The organism is Saccharothrix texasensis (genome assembly GCF_003752005.1).
Lineage (GTDB): Bacteria > Actinomycetota > Actinomycetes > Mycobacteriales > Pseudonocardiaceae > Actinosynnema > Actinosynnema texasense.
Window position 1 is genome coordinate 8,926,376 of sequence record NZ_RJKM01000001.1, and the last position, 16,744, is coordinate 8,943,119.

Annotated in this window: 14 protein-coding genes; 6 read left to right on the forward strand and 8 right to left on the reverse strand. The window is 74.5% G+C overall.

What is annotated here, in order from left to right; genetic code table 11:
- Positions 1 to 43: 43 nt before the first annotated feature.
- Positions 44 to 3,457, forward strand: coding sequence for an ATP-binding protein (locus EDD40_RS39775; RefSeq protein ID WP_123747450.1), 3,414 nt, complete (start codon positions 44 to 46; stop codon positions 3,455 to 3,457).
- 619 nt (positions 3,458 to 4,076) lie between these two features.
- Here EDD40_RS39775 and EDD40_RS39785 read toward each other — a convergent pair.
- The 4 genes from EDD40_RS39785 to EDD40_RS39795 form a co-directional block, all read right to left on the reverse strand.
- The gene (locus tag EDD40_RS39785; RefSeq protein WP_123747451.1) at positions 4,077 to 4,697 is read right to left on the reverse strand and encodes a helix-turn-helix transcriptional regulator; all 621 of its coding nucleotides are present in this window, start codon (positions 4,695 to 4,697) and stop codon (positions 4,077 to 4,079) included.
- 140 nt (positions 4,698 to 4,837) lie between these two features.
- Positions 4,838 to 5,935 (reverse strand): NAD-dependent epimerase/dehydratase family protein, encoded by a 1,098-nt coding sequence (locus tag EDD40_RS39790; protein WP_123747452.1) that lies wholly within the window; start codon positions 5,933 to 5,935, stop codon positions 4,838 to 4,840.
- 152 nt (positions 5,936 to 6,087) lie between these two features.
- Positions 6,088 to 6,261, reverse strand: coding sequence for a hypothetical protein (locus tag EDD40_RS42215; protein ID WP_170185379.1), 174 nt, complete (start codon positions 6,259 to 6,261; stop codon positions 6,088 to 6,090).
- Positions 6,258 to 6,629 (reverse strand): hypothetical protein, encoded by a 372-nt coding sequence (locus EDD40_RS39795; RefSeq protein ID WP_123748635.1) that lies wholly within the window; start codon positions 6,627 to 6,629, stop codon positions 6,258 to 6,260. Before EDD40_RS39795 ends, EDD40_RS42215 begins: the two co-directional genes overlap by 4 nt.
- 457 nt (positions 6,630 to 7,086) lie before the next feature.
- Between EDD40_RS39795 and EDD40_RS39800 the strand changes: the two genes are divergently transcribed.
- The 5 genes from EDD40_RS39800 to EDD40_RS39820 all read left to right on the forward strand — a co-directional run bounded on the left by EDD40_RS39800 (position 7,087) and on the right by EDD40_RS39820 (position 11,252).
- On the forward strand, positions 7,087 to 7,443 hold the full coding sequence (locus EDD40_RS39800; protein ID WP_123747453.1) for a response regulator: 357 nt from the start codon (positions 7,087 to 7,089) through the stop codon (positions 7,441 to 7,443).
- Positions 7,443 to 9,170, forward strand: a complete 1,728-nt coding sequence (locus EDD40_RS39805) for a sensor histidine kinase (protein ID WP_123747454.1) — start codon at positions 7,443 to 7,445, stop codon at positions 9,168 to 9,170. The genes EDD40_RS39800 and EDD40_RS39805 overlap by 1 nt, the downstream gene beginning before the upstream one ends.
- Positions 9,161 to 9,805 (forward strand): LuxR C-terminal-related transcriptional regulator, encoded by a 645-nt coding sequence (locus EDD40_RS39810; protein ID WP_123747455.1) that lies wholly within the window; start codon positions 9,161 to 9,163, stop codon positions 9,803 to 9,805. Before EDD40_RS39805 ends, EDD40_RS39810 begins: the two co-directional genes overlap by 10 nt.
- A gap of 88 nt (positions 9,806 to 9,893) precedes the next feature.
- Positions 9,894 to 10,685: a hypothetical protein gene (locus EDD40_RS39815; RefSeq protein WP_148089064.1), complete on the forward strand. Its 792-nt coding sequence runs from the start codon at positions 9,894 to 9,896 to the stop codon at positions 10,683 to 10,685.
- 12 nt (positions 10,686 to 10,697) lie between these two features.
- On the forward strand, positions 10,698 to 11,252 hold the full coding sequence (locus EDD40_RS39820; protein WP_148089065.1) for a hypothetical protein: 555 nt from the start codon (positions 10,698 to 10,700) through the stop codon (positions 11,250 to 11,252).
- Positions 11,253 to 11,587: 335 nt separating this feature from the next.
- On the opposite strand, the gene EDD40_RS39830 is transcribed toward EDD40_RS39820, so the two are convergent.
- The 4 genes from EDD40_RS39830 to EDD40_RS39845 form a co-directional block, all read right to left on the reverse strand.
- The gene (locus EDD40_RS39830; RefSeq protein ID WP_123747459.1) at positions 11,588 to 12,187 is read right to left on the reverse strand and encodes a cysteine hydrolase family protein; all 600 of its coding nucleotides are present in this window, start codon (positions 12,185 to 12,187) and stop codon (positions 11,588 to 11,590) included.
- Between the two features lie 133 nt (positions 12,188 to 12,320).
- On the reverse strand, positions 12,321 to 13,553 hold the full coding sequence (locus EDD40_RS39835; protein WP_123747460.1) for an MFS transporter: 1,233 nt from the start codon (positions 13,551 to 13,553) through the stop codon (positions 12,321 to 12,323).
- A 6-nt stretch (positions 13,554 to 13,559) separates the two neighbouring features.
- Entirely contained in the window at positions 13,560 to 14,864 is a 1,305-nt protein-coding gene (locus EDD40_RS39840) for a GGDEF domain-containing protein (RefSeq protein ID WP_246038228.1), read from the reverse strand.
- Between the two features lie 214 nt (positions 14,865 to 15,078).
- Positions 15,079 to 16,743 (reverse strand): ABC-F family ATP-binding cassette domain-containing protein, encoded by a 1,665-nt coding sequence (locus tag EDD40_RS39845; RefSeq protein WP_123747461.1) that lies wholly within the window; start codon positions 16,741 to 16,743, stop codon positions 15,079 to 15,081.
- Between the last annotated feature and the right edge of the window lies 1 nt (position 16,744).

The following is a 16,744-nucleotide window of genomic DNA, read 5'->3' on the forward strand; positions in this document are numbered from 1 at the left end:
CGGTGTCGGCGGGCGGGGTGTCGGACGAGAGGCGGTCTGCGGGATGACGGGCGCGTTGCGGGTCGAACTGCTGGGCACGGTGCGCGCCTGGTCCGGTGAGCGGGAAGTGGACCTGGGCTCCTCACGGCCACGCGCGCTGTTCGCGATGCTGGCGCTGCGGTCCGGCGGCGTGGGCCGTGACGAGCTCGTCGCGGGCGTCTGGGGCGCCGACGCGCCCCCGACGGCCGAAGGCAGCGTCCACACCTACGTGTCCACGCTGCGCAAGGCCCTGGAACCGGACCGGCCGCGCGGCGTCCCCGCCCGGTCACTGGTGTCCGTCGGCTCCGGCTACCGGCTGCTCGTGGACGGCGGCCTGGACGTCGCCGCGTTCGAGTCCTCGCGCGACCTCGCCCGGCGACACCTCGCCGACGGCGACCCCGGCGCCGCCCGACGCGCGCTCGACGAAGCGCTGGCGTTGTGGCGCGGCGAGGCGTTGGCAGGGCTGACCGGCCCGTTCGCCGAAGCCCAGCGGCGCAGGCTCGGCGAAGCGCGCACCACCGCGCGGGAACTGCGCGCCGAAGCCGCGCTCGCCTCCGGCGCGCACGGCGAGGTCGTCGCCGAACTGGCCGACCTCGTGGCCGAGGAACCGCTGCGGGAACGGGCACGCGAACTGCTGATGCTCGCCCTGCACCGGTCCGGGCGCAGCGCGGAAGCCCTCGAAGTGTTCCGGGACGCGCGCCGCGTCCTCGTGGAGGAACTGGAAGTCGAGCCCGGACGGCGGCTGCGGGCCGCGCACGAGCACATCCTCGGCGGCACCGACCCGGAACCCGTGCCGGCCGCGCGGCGACCGTCCACGGTGGAACCCGTCGACCCGCCGCCCGCCGCGGAACTCGTCGGCCGCGACGTGGAACTGGCGGCGGTGCGGCGGGTGGTCGACGACGTCACCGCCGGCGCGGGCCGGCTGCTGTGGATCGAAGGCGAGATGGGCATCGGCAAGTCGGCGCTGACGGCCGCGCTGCTCGCACAAGCCACCCGGTCCGGCCACCAGGTCGCCCACGCCGTCGCCGACGAACTGGGCAGCCGCTTCCCGCTGCGACTCGCCCTGGACGGCCTGCGCGTCGAAACCCGCTCACCCGACCCCAGGCGGGCGGCGACCGCGCGGGCGTTGCGCCAGGAACGGCCGGCCGGGTCGATCTTCGCCGACGCCGACCCGGTGTTCGGCGCGGTCGACCGGCTGGTGGCCCTGGTGGAACAGCTGTGCGCGGACGGCCCGCTCGTGTTCGCGCTGGACGACCTCCAGTGGTCGGACGAGACCAGCACGCAGGTGTGGCACCGGCTCACGACCGTCGCCCGGCGCCTGCCGCTGCTGCTGGTCGGCGCGGCCAGGCCGGTGCCGTACCGGGCGGAGGTCGCGCGACTGCGCCGCGACGTCGAGTCGGGCGGCGGCGCGGTGCTCGACCTGGCGCCGTTGGCCGACACCGAGGTCGCCGGCCTCGTCGGACGCCTGGTGGGCGCCTCACCCGGCCCGGGGCTGCGCCGCATCGCCGCCCGCGCCGGCGGCAACCCCCTGTACCTGCGGGAGGTCGCCGACGCGCTCGTCCGGGAACGGGTCGTCGAGATCGACACCGGGATCGCGGACGTCGCCCCGCACGCCCTGGACCGGGTACCCGTGTCGCTGGTGTCCGCCGTGACCGGCCGGTTGGACTTCCTGGCCGACCCCACCCGCGAGGTGCTGCGGTGGTCCGCCCTGCTCGGCGGCGAGTTCGCGGTCGGCGACCTGTCGGTGGTGCTCGGCACGCCCGTGTTCGACCTCGCCGGCCGGTTGGAGGAAGCCGTCGCGGCGGGCGTGCTGCGCGACGCCGGACCCCGGATGGCGTTCCGGCACCCGCTCATCCGGCAAGCCCTCTACGAAGGCACCCCCGCCGCGCTGCGCACCGCCCTGCACCAGCAGGCCGCGCAGGCGCTCGCCGCGTCCGGCGCACCCGTGGACCACGTGGCGGAGCAGCTGCTGGCCGCGTCCGGCGAGGTGGGCCCGTGGGTGGTCGACTGGCTGGTCGCCCAAGCACCCGCACTCGTCTACCGCGCGCCGCTGGTGGCGGTCGAACTGCTCCAGCGGTGCCTCGGGTCGTCGGTCGCGCGGGACGAACGTGACGCGACGTTGATGGCGCACCTCAGCAGCGCGCTGTTCCGGATCGGGCGGGACGCCGAAGCCGAGGAGCATGCGCGCCGGGCGTTGCCGCGACTGCGGTCACCGGACCTGATCGCGGAAGTGCGCTGGACGTTGGCGTACATGCCCTACCGGGGCGCGCGGGCGGAGGAAGCGGTGACGGCGTCGCGTGAGGCGCTGGCCGACCCCGTGCTGTCGGACATGTGGCGCGCACGGCTGTTGTCGTTGCTGGCGCTGGTGCAGCGGGCGGGGGTCGGCGAGCTGGACGGCGCCGAGAGCAGCGCGCGGGCGGCCATCGAGGCGGGGGAGCGGGCCGCCGACCCGTTCGCCATCGGCCAGGCGCTGGAAGTGCTGTGGCAGGTCGAGGCGGTCCGCCGCGACTACCCGCGCGCCGTGGCGTACCTGGACCAGGCCCTCGACGTGGTCGGCACCGACGTCAGCCTCACCGACCTGCGGTTGCTGCTGCTGGACAACCGGATCTTCACCCTCCAGTGCCTGGACCGGCTGGAGGAGGCCACGTCGAGCCTGCGGGCCGCGTTCGACCTGGCCGGTCGCGGCACCCCCGTGGCGGGCCTGCACCTGGCCGCCGCCGTGCACCAGTTCTGGCTCGGCGGCTGGGACGAGGCGGTGGGGCGGCTGGAGGCGGTCGTCGGCGACCCCGAGTTCACCGGCTTCGGCCTGCGCGAAGGCGGTCCCGTGCTGCTGCACGGCGTGGTCGCGCTGATCGCCGCGCACCGCGACGACGGCGCGCGCCTCGACACGCACCTCACCACCGGGCTGACCTTGCCCCTGGTGACCGAGGCGTACCGCGAGAACTGCGACTTCCTCGTCGCCGCGCAGGCGATGGCGGCGGCGCGCGAAGGCGATCACGCGGGCGCGGTCGAGGTGCTCGGCACCATCCTCGACACCCGCTACGCCGACATGATGCTGCGCCACCAGTGGCTGCCCGAGCTGGTCCGGCAAGCCCTGGCGGGCAACGACCACGCGACCGCCCGGGCCGCCGTCGAAGCCTGCGAAGCCGAGGCCGCCCGCGAAACCAAAGCCGCCCGCGCCGCAGCCGCCGCGCGGCGGTGTCGCAGCGTGCTGGCGTCGGACCCGGAGGGCCTGGTCCCGGTCATCAGCCACTACCGCGCCGTGGGGCGGACGTTCGAGCTGGCCCAGACCCTGGAGGACCAAGCCGTCCTGCTCGCCCGGCGCGGCGAGGCGGCGGCGGCCGAGGGCGTCGTCGGCGAGGCGACCGACCTCTACCGCGGTTTCGGTGCGCGGTGGGATATGAGGCGGGCCATCGCACGGGTCGCGGAGGCGCGCTGAGCGGGGATGCGCTGAGCGGGGATGCGCTGAGCGGGGATGCGCTGAGCGGGGATGCGCTGAGCGGGGATGCGCTGAGCGGGGATGCGCTGGGCGAGGGTGCGCTGGGCGGAGGCGCGCTGAGCGGGGACGGGTCGAGGCAAGCGGGCTGCGCGCAGGTGGGCTGGATCTGGGCAGGCAGCGGTGGGACGGGCAGCGGTGGGACGGGCAGCGGTGGGACGGGCAGCGGTGGGACGGGCAGCGGTGGGACGGGCAGCGGTGGGACGGGCAGCGGTGGGACGGGCAGCGGTGGGACGGGCAGCGGTGGGACGGGCAGCGGTGGGACGGGCAGCGTGGTCTGAGAGGTGAGGTGGGCTGGATCAGAGCGGGCTAGGTAGGCGAGGTGGGCTGGGTCGGTGGGGTCGGTGGGGTCGGCGGGGGAGGGCTCGTGGTCGTGGAGGGTGGTCGGTGGGTGCGGAGGTGTGGCGTTGGCACAGCGGTCCTGGCCGTGGCGCCACACCTTCTTTTCCCGGCAACAAATCTACCGTTTCCATTCATCCCCCACGCCTGTGCCACTTTCGGGTGATCTCGGAAGCGCGTCCTCGATCCCCGGCCGGGTGGCCTGACCTTGGCCTTGGACAGGTCAGATCATTCCCTTCCTGAGGGCGTAAGCGACCGCGTGCGGCCGGTTGCGCAGGTTCAGCCGGGTGGTGATCCCGTAGAACACGTTCTTGATGGTCCGCTCCGAGTACGACAACCGGCCCGCGATCTCGGCCGTGTCCAACCCGTCGGCCATCAGCCGCAGCACGTCCGTCTCCCGCGCCGACAGCCGGTCACGTCCCCCTTCCGGCGTGAGCACCTGCCGCTGCAACCGCTGCACGTGCCGCAGCAGCTCGGCCACCATGCTCGCCGGCATGGCGCCGCCGCCCTCCGCGGCGGTCAGGACGCTGCGCAGCACCAGCTGGTCGGTCACCGCGGCACGCGGCAGGATCGCCACGATCCGGCACTCCACAGCCGTTAACACGTCGGATTCGCCGACCTCGTCGACGATCAGCACCACCGGCGCGCCGACGTGCGTCGCGGCCCGCCGCAGCCGCGCCACGACCTCGACGCCCAGCCGGTCGACCGCCATGACGACCACGTCCGGTTTCACGGGCAGGGGGCCGTCCAGCAGTTCCAAGTCGGGCCTCGAACCGAGGTAGGTGATCAGGCCCGTCATGCTCAGGTGATCCGCCGCTTGGACGACGACCCGGATTCGTTCCACCGCTACCTCCCGCAGACTCGGCTTGCACCACCGAGTCTGCGAGCCGCGACTTCACGCGGTCTCAAGAGCGTCTAAAAGGATTCTTCACGCCCGCTGGACGACATCCGGACGGCGTGAAGGACGAGCCGGCGCGTTCCGGGTCAAGGGGTCGCCGTGGAGTCGCTCAGGTCGTCGACCCCCGTCATGTCGGCGTCGACCCAGTGCTCGTGCACCGAGCGGAGGATGTCCGAGAGGTCGTGCGCCGGCTGCCAGGCCGGGTAGTCGTGCCGGAACTTGCGGGTGTCGGTGATCCAGCACCGCACGTCCGCGAACCGGTGCTCGGGCACGTGCTCGAACGGCACCTCCTGGCCGGTCAGGTGCTCGTACCGGGCGATCAGCTCCAGGATCGACGTGCTGCGCTCCCTCCCGCCGCCCGCGTGGTAGACCTCGCCCGGCCGGGGCTCCAGGTAGAACTGCCAGAACATCTCCACCAGGTCACGCGCGTCCAGCACGTCGCGCACCTGCTTGCCGCCGTGCCCGATCACCGGGAACGTCGCCCCTCGCACGGCGCTGCGGACCAGGTGCGACAGGAACCCGTTCTGCTCGACGCCCGCGTGCCGCGCGCCGGTCACGCTGCCGCACCGGAACACCCCGACCCGCAGCCCGAGCAGACCCGCGTACGACTGCGCGGCGAGGTCGGCGGCCAGCTTCGACACCCCGGCGAACGTCCGGTTGCCGCCCAGCCGGATCGACTCGTCGATGCCGTGCTCGTGGAAGGGGTGCGCCGGGTCGATCTCCCACCTCGTGTCGGTCTCCACCAGCGGCAGGGAGTCGGACACGTCGCCGTACACCTTCGTGGTGGACGTCAGCACGACCACCGCCGAGGGGCAGTGCCGCCGGACGGCCTCCAGCACGTTCATCGTGCCGACCGCGTTGACCTTCAGGTCCACCACGGGCCGGTCGGCCGCCCACTCGTCGCTCGGCTGCCCGGCCGTGTGCACGACCAGCCGCACGTCCGAGCCGTACTCGCCGAACAACGCGGTGAGCGCGCTTTCGTCGCGCACGTCCATCCGGTGGTGCCGGTAGTTCGGGATGCGCTCGACGTCGGCCAGGTTGTCCGCGACGGAACCGGCCGGGCCGAACAGGTACCGCCGCATCCCGTTGTCCACGCCGACGACCAGGTCGAACCTCGACGCGAGCGCCCGCACGGCCTCACCCCCGACCAGGCCGGCCGACCCCGTGACCACTACCACGTCCATGTGCCCCCCTCGTCTGTCCTCACCGGACGTTCAGGGCCGGCGGCAGCGCGATGGCGCGGCTGCCCCCGTCAGCCGTCACCACCACCATATCCATCGCGGACACCGCCACTTGCCCGGCGAACGCCCGCTCGCGGCGCACCCGTCGGGTCGGGTCACCGGCACCGGGCGCGGCGGTTCCACTCGTCGAGCAGCGCGTCGATCCAGGCGAGCATCAGGTCGGCCGTGGCGTGGTCGTGGGTGTCCCGGTAGTGGCGGAGGTCCTTGACGGCCGCGGCCAGCTCGAACCGCAGGTCGCACGACGAGATGTCGTTCGGCGTGGGCGTCACGGCTCGCGCCGGGGCGCGTTGCGGGCCGCCATCCGGAAGGCCTCGATGTACTTCGGCAGCTCGGCCAGCGCGTGCTCCCAGGAACCCGCCGTGACCTGCTCGGCGAACACCGCGTCGACCACGAGCCGGTCGACGTCCGGGTCGATGTCGTCGCCACCGGCGCTCCGCAGCCGCCGCGACACCTCGAACCGGTGCGCCCGCGACCGGACGACCTCCAGGGTCCGCTCGAGACCGGTGATGACCCGCGCGGCCTCCGACGGCTCGACCACCAGCCACCCCTTGGCCGCCAGGTCGAGGAACAGGTCGCCCGCGAACCTCTCCGGCGTGGAACCGTCCGCCACCCGACCTCCGTGCTCCTGGGACCTCATCGCCTCGCACCTCCGCACCGGCACCGGGGCCGGTACCGGTCCTCCGGAACCCCCGTCCGCCCGGCGGCAGGGAGCCGGCTTGAGCCCACCACGTCGCACGGGTGCGCCGGAAGCCCGGCGGGACAGGTCTGCCCGTCCGTACCCGTCACCTCCCTCGCGGTGGTCGACCCGGTGGCCCTGCCGCTCGGCCGAACGGGCGGCCGGGCCTGGGCCGCAGGTTCGGATGTCGGGTGGAACGCCCAACCGACCCGCGGGCGCGGGGTGACACCTCCCGTCGTCGACACCTCCGCGTGCTCGTCCGAGTCGGTCCGAGTACGGCCGTTGGGGTGGACGTGCCGCGTCGTGCCGGCGTCCCGGGGGGCGCGCCGGCATCCTGCCGCCGTGCGCAGATCATGGAGATCCGTGATGTTCGGCCCGCGGCCTCGCGCCCGGTCCGCCGGTGCCGGATGGTGTGGGTATGGTGCGCGTCCTCCTGGTCGACGATCAGGTCTCGTACCGCCGGCTGCTGGCGCGGCTGCTGCGGACCAACGGGTTTGACGTGGTGGCCGAGGCCGGGACGGGGCGCGAAGCCCTCCTGCTCGCGGCGGCGACCGCGCCGGAGCTCGTCGTGCTCGACGTGCTGCTCCCCGACTTCGACGGGTTCGAGGTCGCGCGCCGGCTCGAAGCCGGACCGGTCCGGCCGGCGGTGGTGCTGGTCTCCGGCAGGCAGCGGGCGGACTTCGGCGAGTTCGCCGACCTGGTCCTGGTGCGCGGCTTCCTCGGCAAGGACGAGTTCACCGTGGAAGCGCTCGTCGACCTCCTCGCGGAGGGGTGATGCGCCGACCGGTCGCGCTGACGTGGGCGCTGTCGGCCGCTTCGGTCCTGGTCGCCATCGCGGACGTGGTGCTCGCCGTGACCGCCGGGCGCCAACACCCCGCGTGGTACGCGTGGGAGATCGGCTCGCCGCTGGTGTGGGTCGGCGTCGGCGTGCTCGCCGTGGTGGTCCGCCCGGACCGGCGGGTCGGACTCCTGATGCAGCTGCTGGGCCTGATCCTGCTGCTCGACGCGCCCGCCGGGTTCGTCATCGAGACCACGCGGACGTGGGGTGCGGTCGACCTCGTCGTCGCGAGGACCGTGCTGCCGTTCCAGGTCGTCGTATTCGCCCACCTGCTGTTGTCCTACCCGGAAGGTCGGATCCACCACAGGTCGTCCCGCAGGTTCATCGCCGCCCTCTACGGCTACGGCGCGCTGGTCGGCGTCCTCGGCCTCACCGCCGCCATCCGGACGGTCACCCGGACGCCGTGGACCGGCTCGTCCCCGGAGTCGGGCTTCGCGGGCGGCGGGTCGTCCACCCTGGTCGACGCCGGCTGGCTCGCGTTCGCGGTGGTCTACCCGGCGCTGATGTGGCTCAAGGTGCGACGGGCCAGCCCCGGCAGGCGCAAGACGCTGGCCTACCCGTTGGCCTGCGGCTTCGTCGTGATCATGCTGTTCGCGCTGTCCACGGTGCTGGTCGTGGCCGGCGCGACGCCGGCGGGCAACCGGCTGTCGGACGCCCTGCCCTACCTCGCGGTCGTGACCATGCCCGGCGCGTTCCTGCTCGGCCTGCTGCGCGAGCGGCTGCGGTACGGGTCGGTGGCGGACTTCGTGCGCGCCGTCGAGCACACGCCCATCGGCCGGTTGCAGCCCGCGCTGCGCAAGGCCTTGCGCGACCCGACGCTCCGGCTGGTGTTCCCGCAGGGCGACCGGTACGTGGACGAACAGGGCGAGCACGTGTCCGTCGACGGGCGGGCCGCGCTGCCGATCGGCGGCACACCCCCGATCGGCCTGGTGCTGCACGACCCGGCGCTGGAGGACGAGCCGAAGCTGCTGACCGCGACGTCCGCCGCGACCCGCCTGGCACTGGACAACGCCCGCCTGCACGCCGTGGTGCGCCGGCAGCTCGTGGAGGCACGGGCGTCACGGCGGCGCATCGTGGAGGCCGCCGCCACCGAACGACGACGGCTCGAACGCGACCTGCACGACGGCGCCCAGCAGCGGATCCTGGCCGTCGGCATCGCGCTGAGGCTGCTCCAGCAGCAGCTCGACCCGGCCGACCAGGCCGTCAACGAGGCAGTGCAGGACGCGCGGCAGGAACTGGTCGGCGCCATCGCGGAGCTGCGCGAGCTGGCCCGCGGCATCCACCCGGCGGTGTTGACCGAGCAGGGCCTTTCCCCGGCGGTGCGCGCGCTCGCCCGCCGCCAGCCGCTACCGGTCGCCGTGGACGACTCGCTGCCGCGCAGGCTGCCCCAACCGGTGGAGACAGCGGCCTACTTCGTGGTGAGCGAAGCCCTGACCAACGTGGTGAAGCACGCTCACGCGACGTGTGCGCGCGTGCGCCTCGCCCTGCACGGCGACGTGCTGCGGGTGGAGGTGTCGGACGACGGCGTCGGCGGAGCCGTCCCCGAGAACGGCAGCGGCCTGCGCGGGCTCGCCGACCGGGCCGCCGCGTTCGACGGCACGCTGTCCGTCACCGACGCGGTGCCCGCCGGCACCCTGCTCATCGCGGAGCTGTCGTGCGACTAGTCCTGGCCGACGACTCGTGGCTGATCCGGGAAGGCCTCGCCCGGCTGCTGACCGCGCACGGGCACGTGGTCACCGGTGCCGCCGGGTCACCGGACGACGTGCCGGCGCTGATCCGCGCCACCGCGCCGGACCTCGTCGTCCTCGACATCAAGATGCCGCCGTCGTTCACCGACGAGGGCCTGCGGCTGGCGGGGGAGCTGCGGCGCGCACACCCGGACCTCCCGCTGCTGTTGCTGTCGCAGTACGCCGAACCCGGCTACGCCACCGCGCTGCTCGAACTCACCGGCGCGCGCCGCTGCGGTTACGTGCTCAAGGACCACCTCCTCGACGCCGCGCAGCTGGAGTCGACGCTGGCGCGCCTCGTCGCGGGTGAGGTCGTGATCGACGCGACCGTGGTCGAGGAGGTGCTCGGCGACCGGCTCGGCGTGCTCACCAGGCGGGAACGGGAAGTGCTCGCGCTGATGGCGCAGGGGTTGACCGACCGGGGGATCGCGGAGCGCCTGTTCGTCTCGCTGAACACCGTCGGCACGCACGTCCAGCGGGTGCTGCACAAGCTCGACCTGCCCGACACCGCCGCCGACAACCGGCGCGTGCTCGCCGTCCTCACCTACCTGGACCGCCTGCCGGGGAACTGAGCACCCGGCGAATCACGGTTTTCCGGGACGCGTCCGCCGTCCTCGCGCTGCCACGATCCGTGGCACATCCGAAGGGCGGGAGGAAGCCGTGACGCCGCGTTCTGCCGCACAGGAGGCTCCGGCGCAGGAGGCGGTGTCGCGGGCCGTCGGGCGCCGGGCCACGGCCCTGGCCGGGCTCAGCTCGATCGCCGACGTGGCGGCGGTGGCGCAACTGGTCACCACCGGGTCCGACGCGGGCGTGCTGGTCGCCGGGCTGCTGTCGGTGCTCGCCGGGTTCCTGGGGCTGATCCAGCTCACCGGCCGGCCGGTCGGCCTGAGCGCGCTCGCGATGGCGCTGCTCATCGCGATCGCCGCGGGCATGACCGGCGCGGCCGTCCACGGCTACTGGACCGGCGCCGGCACGGCCGCCGGTCCGGGCCGGGGCGCGACCTCGACGACCACCACGCCGTCCGGCTCACCGACCACCACGCCGTCCGGCTCCACGGCGGCCGGCTCCGTCACCGCGGTCGCGCCGGGCGCGGTCGTGCGCACCGGGACGACGTCGTTGCGGGACCAGGACTACCTCGACGTGGAGACCGGCCGGATCGGCGAGGTCGAGCCGGGCGCGAGCGATCTCTGGTACGTCGGCGGCTACCGCGAGCTGTGGACATCGGGCGGCGGGAAGCTGCCGATCACGCCGGTCGCCACCCCGCCCGATGCCGCCGCCTGCGCCGACGAACTGGCCCGGCGCAGCTACGACCAGGTGGCCATCGGTCCCCTCGACCCCGGCGCGTGGCTGTGCGCCCGCACCGCGGAGGAGAACCTGGTGGCCGTCCAGGTCACCGCCATCCCCACCGGTGACGAACCGCTCGTCATCACCTACACCGTCTGGCACAAGTAACGGAGGCCGTCCATGAACCAACCGGGTCCCGCGCGTGCGCGCTCACGCCGTCTGCCGACCGTGCTGCTGGCGCTGCTGCTGCTCGTCGGCAGCACGGCGACCGCGCCCGTCGCGCACGCCGATTCCTGGACCATCGTGCCGCTGAGCACCTGGTGGCACGAGGGGTGGGAGGACAACACCCTCGTCCCCCCATCGCTGAGCGACTACATGAGAACCCTCGGGTACGTGCGGATGCGTGGTGAGTTCGGGGCGGCGACCGCCTTCCAGAACAACCCCGCCTACCCGCAGCGCGAACTGACGCTCATGTGGCACGAGGGCCGCCAGGACGACTACATCACCGCGACCAACGACGGCCGCGCCGCCGGGTTCTCCGCCGGTTACAAGTACGTGATGACCCTGGGCTACGTCTTCGCCAACCCGGGCTACCAAGGCACCGTGCCGCTGACCCAGTGGTGGCACCCGGGTCGGGGCGACAATCTGCTGGCGGCCACCCGTGCCACCGAGGACGCGGCGCGCGCCGCCGGGTACGTGTTCGTGCGCGTCGAGGGCTACGGCTGGATCTACTGACCACCGGAACCGGGGACCTCGTCGCCTGACGGGGTCCCCGGTCAACCGTCCACCGGACAGGCGGCGCGTCTCACCGGGCAACCCACCGCACGTGACCGTCACGCCCGAGGTCACCGGCCTCGTCCCCGGTAAAGCGTGGTGAGCACGCGTGCTGCTGCTGAGCGTGCACCCACCGAACCTCCGCCCTACCCCGGGGCGGGTGGGCGGTACGGTGCCAGGACCGTTCGGCGCGCCGGCCTCAGCCGCCGTCGCGGCGCGGCTCGACCGGGCCGCGACGACGAGCCGCTGCGTGGTGCGCGAGGGGTTCGTCTCGCTGCCCGCGACCTGACCTCGTCTCAGGACCGCACGCGCAGGCGCGCCAGGGCCTCTCCCGCGGTCAGGCAGCCCGCCGTGGTGAGCTCCAGGTTCGCCAGGGAGGCGGTGTGCGCGGCGTCGTCGGCGGCGGTCACGCAGTCGCTGACCACGTGCACGGTGAACCCGAGGTCGGTGCCGTGGCGCGCGGTCTGCTCGACGGTCAGGTTGGTGGCCACACCGGTCAGGAACAGTGTGTCGACGCCCTGCCCGGACAGCCGGGAGGCCAGGTCGCCGCCGGCGAGACCGGAGAGCTTCTGGTTGTCGACCACGGTCGGCGTGCCGCCCGCCATCCGCGGGATGAGCCGCGCGCCCGGCGCGTCGGGCCGGAACGCCTCCTGCGCGTCGCCGACGGCCCGCATGAAGCCGGTGTTGCGCACCAGCCCGCCTTCGCCTTCGGGGATGGTGAACCTGGTGAAGAACACCGGGACACCGGCGGCTTCGTGGAAGCGCACGGCCCGGTCGACGACGCCGCTGCGGGCCACGGGCCCGCTCAGCATCGGCCCGAAGAACCCCTCCGGCTCGATGACGTTGACCTGCCAGTGCAGCGCGAGCACCGCCGCCCGCCGCGGATCGAGGTTCATGCCACGATCCTGCCTCGCCCGCCGCAGCGGCACGCCACCGGTCCCGGGCATCGGCGAGGTCGAGGCGACCCGCGGCGACCTGGACGCGATCACCGCCGCCGAACGGCGACCGCGGCTCGCCCGCCACGCCCGCTCACCGGGTGACGGGCCGGTCCACGCGGGTGGCGCCGCTGCGCCGCCACAGCACGCCGACGCCCAAGGCCGCGAGCACGCCCAGCACACCGCCCGCCGCGACCACCTGGTGCGGCGGCACGTGCTCGGCGGCGAGACCGGCGGCGGCGACCCCGAGCCCCTGGGCGATCTTGAGCGCGGTCACGGCCAGGCCGTAGACCTGACCCCTGGCCTCGTCCGGGGTCCACAGCGCGAACGTCGGCGAGGCGATGGCGTGGTAGCTGGACGCGGCGCCGGACGCCACGAACAGCAGCACCAGGACCGGCAGGCCGGGGTGCAGGGCGCAGGCGATCAGCGGCGCGCTGGTGGCCACCGCCAGCACGGGCAGGGCGCGCAGCTGCGCGGCCTCCGGGCGGGTGGCCACGACCAGGCTCGCCAGGGCGCAGCCCGCCGGGTAGGCGGCGAACAGGAGCCCGGCCGCGACCGGCCCGCCGCCGAACTGGTCGGCCAGCGGCACGGCCAGCGCCTCGCCGCTGATGTAGAACGCCGACAGCGCCGCGAAGCACACCAGCGCGAGGAGCCTGCGGTCGCGCCACACCAGGAGCGCGCCGGCCGTCATCGCCCGCCACCACCCCGGCCGCGCCACCCCGCCACCGGGCGCGGGACGGCTCTTCACCCACCAGGCCACGGCGGCGGCGGACACCGCGAACGACACGGCGTCCAGCAGCAGGACGCCGCCCGTGCCCACGGCGAGCACCAGGACGCCGCCGGCGGCGAACCCGGCGACCTGCGCGGCCTGGCTCACGGTGGACAGCGCGGCGGCGCCCGCGCGGAACGCGGGACCGGGCAGGACGTGCGGCAGCAGCGCGGTCCGGGCGGGCACCGCCGGCGCGCCGGCCAGTTGCAGCAGCACCAGCAGCCCGCACACCACCGGCCACGGCAGCACCGGCACGGCCATCAGCGCGACCAGCGCGGCGCGCAGCACGTCGGAGCACACCATCACGGCGCGCCTCGGGTACCGGTCGGCCAGACCCGCCAGCAGGGGACCGCCGACCAGGTCGGGCAGGAACGTCAACGCGTAGGTGATCGCCGCCCACGCGGGCGAGCCGGTGTCGCGGAACACCAGCACCGTGAGCGCGACCCGGGCGAACTGGTCGCCGATGGTGGAGACGGTGTGCGCGGCGAACAGGGCCCGGAACTCGGCGGAGGCGAACACCTCGCGGTACCGCGCCCGCCCGGCGTCCCCGTCGACCATCCCGGGTCAGCCCGCGGTGCCGGAGGGCGCGGTCTCCACCCGGTCCCGCCCGTTGTTCTTCGCGCGGTACAGGGCGGTGTCGGCGGCGAGCAGCAGCTCGTCCACCGTGCCGCCGTGGGCGGGGAACACCGCCACGCCCAGCGACGCGGTGATCCGCAGCGCGCCGTCGGCGCCGGGAACACCGCCGGGCACGTCGGTCAGCGGCTCGCGGACCGCGGCGCGGATCCGTTCGGCGACGTGGCGCGCGTCGACCGGGCCGGTCCCGGGCAGCAGCACCACGAACTCCTCGCCGCCCCACCGGCCGACCAGGTCGCCGTCGCGGACCTGGCGGCGCAGCTCGGCGGCCACCGCGCGCAGCGCGTGGTCGCCGGCCAGGTGCCCGCGGGTGTTGTTGATGTCGCTGAAGTGGTCCAGGTCGAGCAGCAGCACGGCCATCGGCGCACCCGTCGCGGCGGAGCGGGTCAGCTCGGCCGCGGCCCGCTCGGTCCAGGCCACGGAGGTCAGCGTGCCGGTCTTGCCGTCGACGCGGGCGGCGGTGCGGTACACCGGCAGCAGCAGCCCCAGGTGCATCCCGAGCATGGTCACCACCAGCACCGGCACCACCCACGGCGCCGTGACCAGCACCACGGCCAGGCCCGTGCCCAGGCCGATCGACGCGGCGATGACCAGCTGCTGGCTCAACGGCCCCAGCACGTCGCGACCCGGCCGGACCGGGGTGGACAGCAGGATCGCGCCCACCACCAGCGCGAGGTTGACCAGCCAGTACGCGACACCGGCCGCCACCAGGGCGCCCAGGTCGACCGGGCCGGTCAGCTGCGCGGCGTGCGGCAGCGCGGGATCGGGGTGCGCGGCCAGCAGGACCGCGCCCGCCGACCAGCAGGCGAGCAGCACCGTGGCGGCGGAGAAGACCTTGCGGTGCAGCGGGCTGCGCCGGTAGATCCGCACCCACCCGTAGCCGTAGCTCACCGCGACCAGCGCGGCCAGCAGCGGCGGCGGCAGCACCAGCACACCCGCGAACAGCCAGATCGACTGCGGGTGCGCGTACGGGCTGCCCTCGGCCGCCACCTCGCGCACCCGTTCCAGCCCGCGTGCCGCCTCGAAGTGCACCACGGCCGCGCCGGCGAGCACCGCGAACCACACCCAGTGGCGGCTCGTCACGGGCGTCAACGTCGCCACGGACGCCACCGCCACCAGGGCCACGACTTCCACGCCCAGCACGTACACCAGCACGGCGCGCGGCAGCCGCCACAGCGACCACCCACGCCACCACCCCAGAGGGGATGCGCGTTGTCGTCGGCTCCCCGCGACCATTGGGTGTCACCGCCTCAAGCCAGGTGATGACACCGTAACCAAGCCCTCACACAGAGTCGAGCACCCCGGGAGAGCACATGAGCACCGTCACCATCACCACCGGCAACGGCCGCCCCAACGACTGGCGCACCAGCCGTCCCAACGACTGGCGGCGCTGAGCACCTGCCGGCCCGGCCGCCACCCCGCGAGTGCGGCCGGGCCGACCCTTCCCGCATCACCCGCCTTCGTCCGCGACCACCCGCCCGACCTGCGGCGTTCCGGGCCGCGCCGGGTCGACCCGGACATGGGCGCCCCGCCACCGCGAACGCAGCCTGCGGTCGTGGCAGGCGAGCACGATCGCGCCCGGCCCGGGGCCGAGGGCGTCCTCGATGTCGTCACACAGCGTGGGGGACAGGTGGTTCGTGGGCTCGTCGAGCAGCAGCAGGTCGGGCGGGTCCGCCACGACGAGCGCCAGCGCCAGCCGCCGCCGCTGACCCACCGACAGGTCGCCGACGGGCTTGTCCGCGTCCCACTCGTGCAGCAGACCCAGCGACAGCAGCGGCACGGCCTCGGTCCGCGCCGGACCCAGGGCCGCTTCGTACGTCTCCCGCGCGGTGCGCCCGGGGTGGTCGAACCGGGTGTCCTGGCCGAGCAGGCCGACCCGCAGCCCGGGGCGCCGGCGCACGCCGCCGGCTTCGACCAGGCCGGCCAGCACGAGCAGCAGGGTCGACTTGCCGGCGCCGTTCGGACCGGTGACCAGCAGCCGCCCGGTGGCGGGCACGTCGAGCCGGTCGACCGACAGGCGTCCGGGCACGTGCACGTCGCGCAGCGTCACCAGGGCGTCGTCAGGCGCCCGGTCCACGGCGTCCCCGTGCACGAGGGCGTCCGGGTGGAACCGCAGGGGCCTCGGCGGCGCGGGGACCTGCCGCCGCTCCAGCTCGGCCAGCCGGCGGGTGGCGTGGCGCACGCGGCGCGCGACCTGGTTCTGCACCCGGCCCGCCCGGTGCCCGTAGCCCATCTTCTCGTTGTCGTGCTTGGCGCGGTTCGGCGCGACCTGGTGCGTCGTCACGCCGAGCGAGTCGCGCAGGGCCGCGAGCTCTTCCTGCTCCGCGGCGTGGCGCTCCTGCCAACGCGCCCGTCGAGCGCGTTTCTCGGTCAGGTAGGCGGTGTAGTTGCCGCCGTGGCGCACCGGGCCGTCCGGCGCGGGATCGAGGTCGACGACGTCCGTGCACACCGCGTCGAGGAACGCCCGGTCGTGGCTGGCCACCACGACGGCGCCGGGCAGGCCGCGCACCTGCTCCTCCAGGAAGCCGGCCGCGTCGTCGTCCAGGTGGTTGGTCGGCTCGTCCAGCAGCAGGGCGGACGGCCTGCGCACCACCAGCGCGGCCAGCGCGAGCCGTGCGCGTTGACCGCCGGAGAGCGAGGCGAGCGCGCGGTGGCGCGCCACGTCGTCCAGGCCGAGCCCGGTGAGGACGACCTCCGCCCGCCGGTCCGCGTCCCACGCCTCGTGCCGCTGCGCCCGGTCGAGGCGGTCGGCGTAGCCGGCGAGGAGGTCCGCGTCGTCCGGGGAGTCGGCGAGCAGGCCGGCGAGCCGGTCCAGCTCGGCGAGGTCCGCGCGGGCGTCGGCCAACGCCTCGTCGAGCACGTCGGCGACGGTCGCCTCGGGGGCGAACGACAGCTCCTGGTGCAGGTAGCCGAGGTCCGCCGGCCGCTCGACGCGGCCCCGGTCCGGGTGGTCCACGCCCGCGAGCAACCGCAGCAGCGTGGACTTGCCGGCGCCGTTCTCGCCGATCAGGCCGATCCGACGGCCCGGGGCCGCGGTGAGCGAGACACCGTCGAGGACGCGCCGGCCACCGAGGACGCGCACCAGGTCGTGCGCGAGCAGAGCTGCTTCGACCACG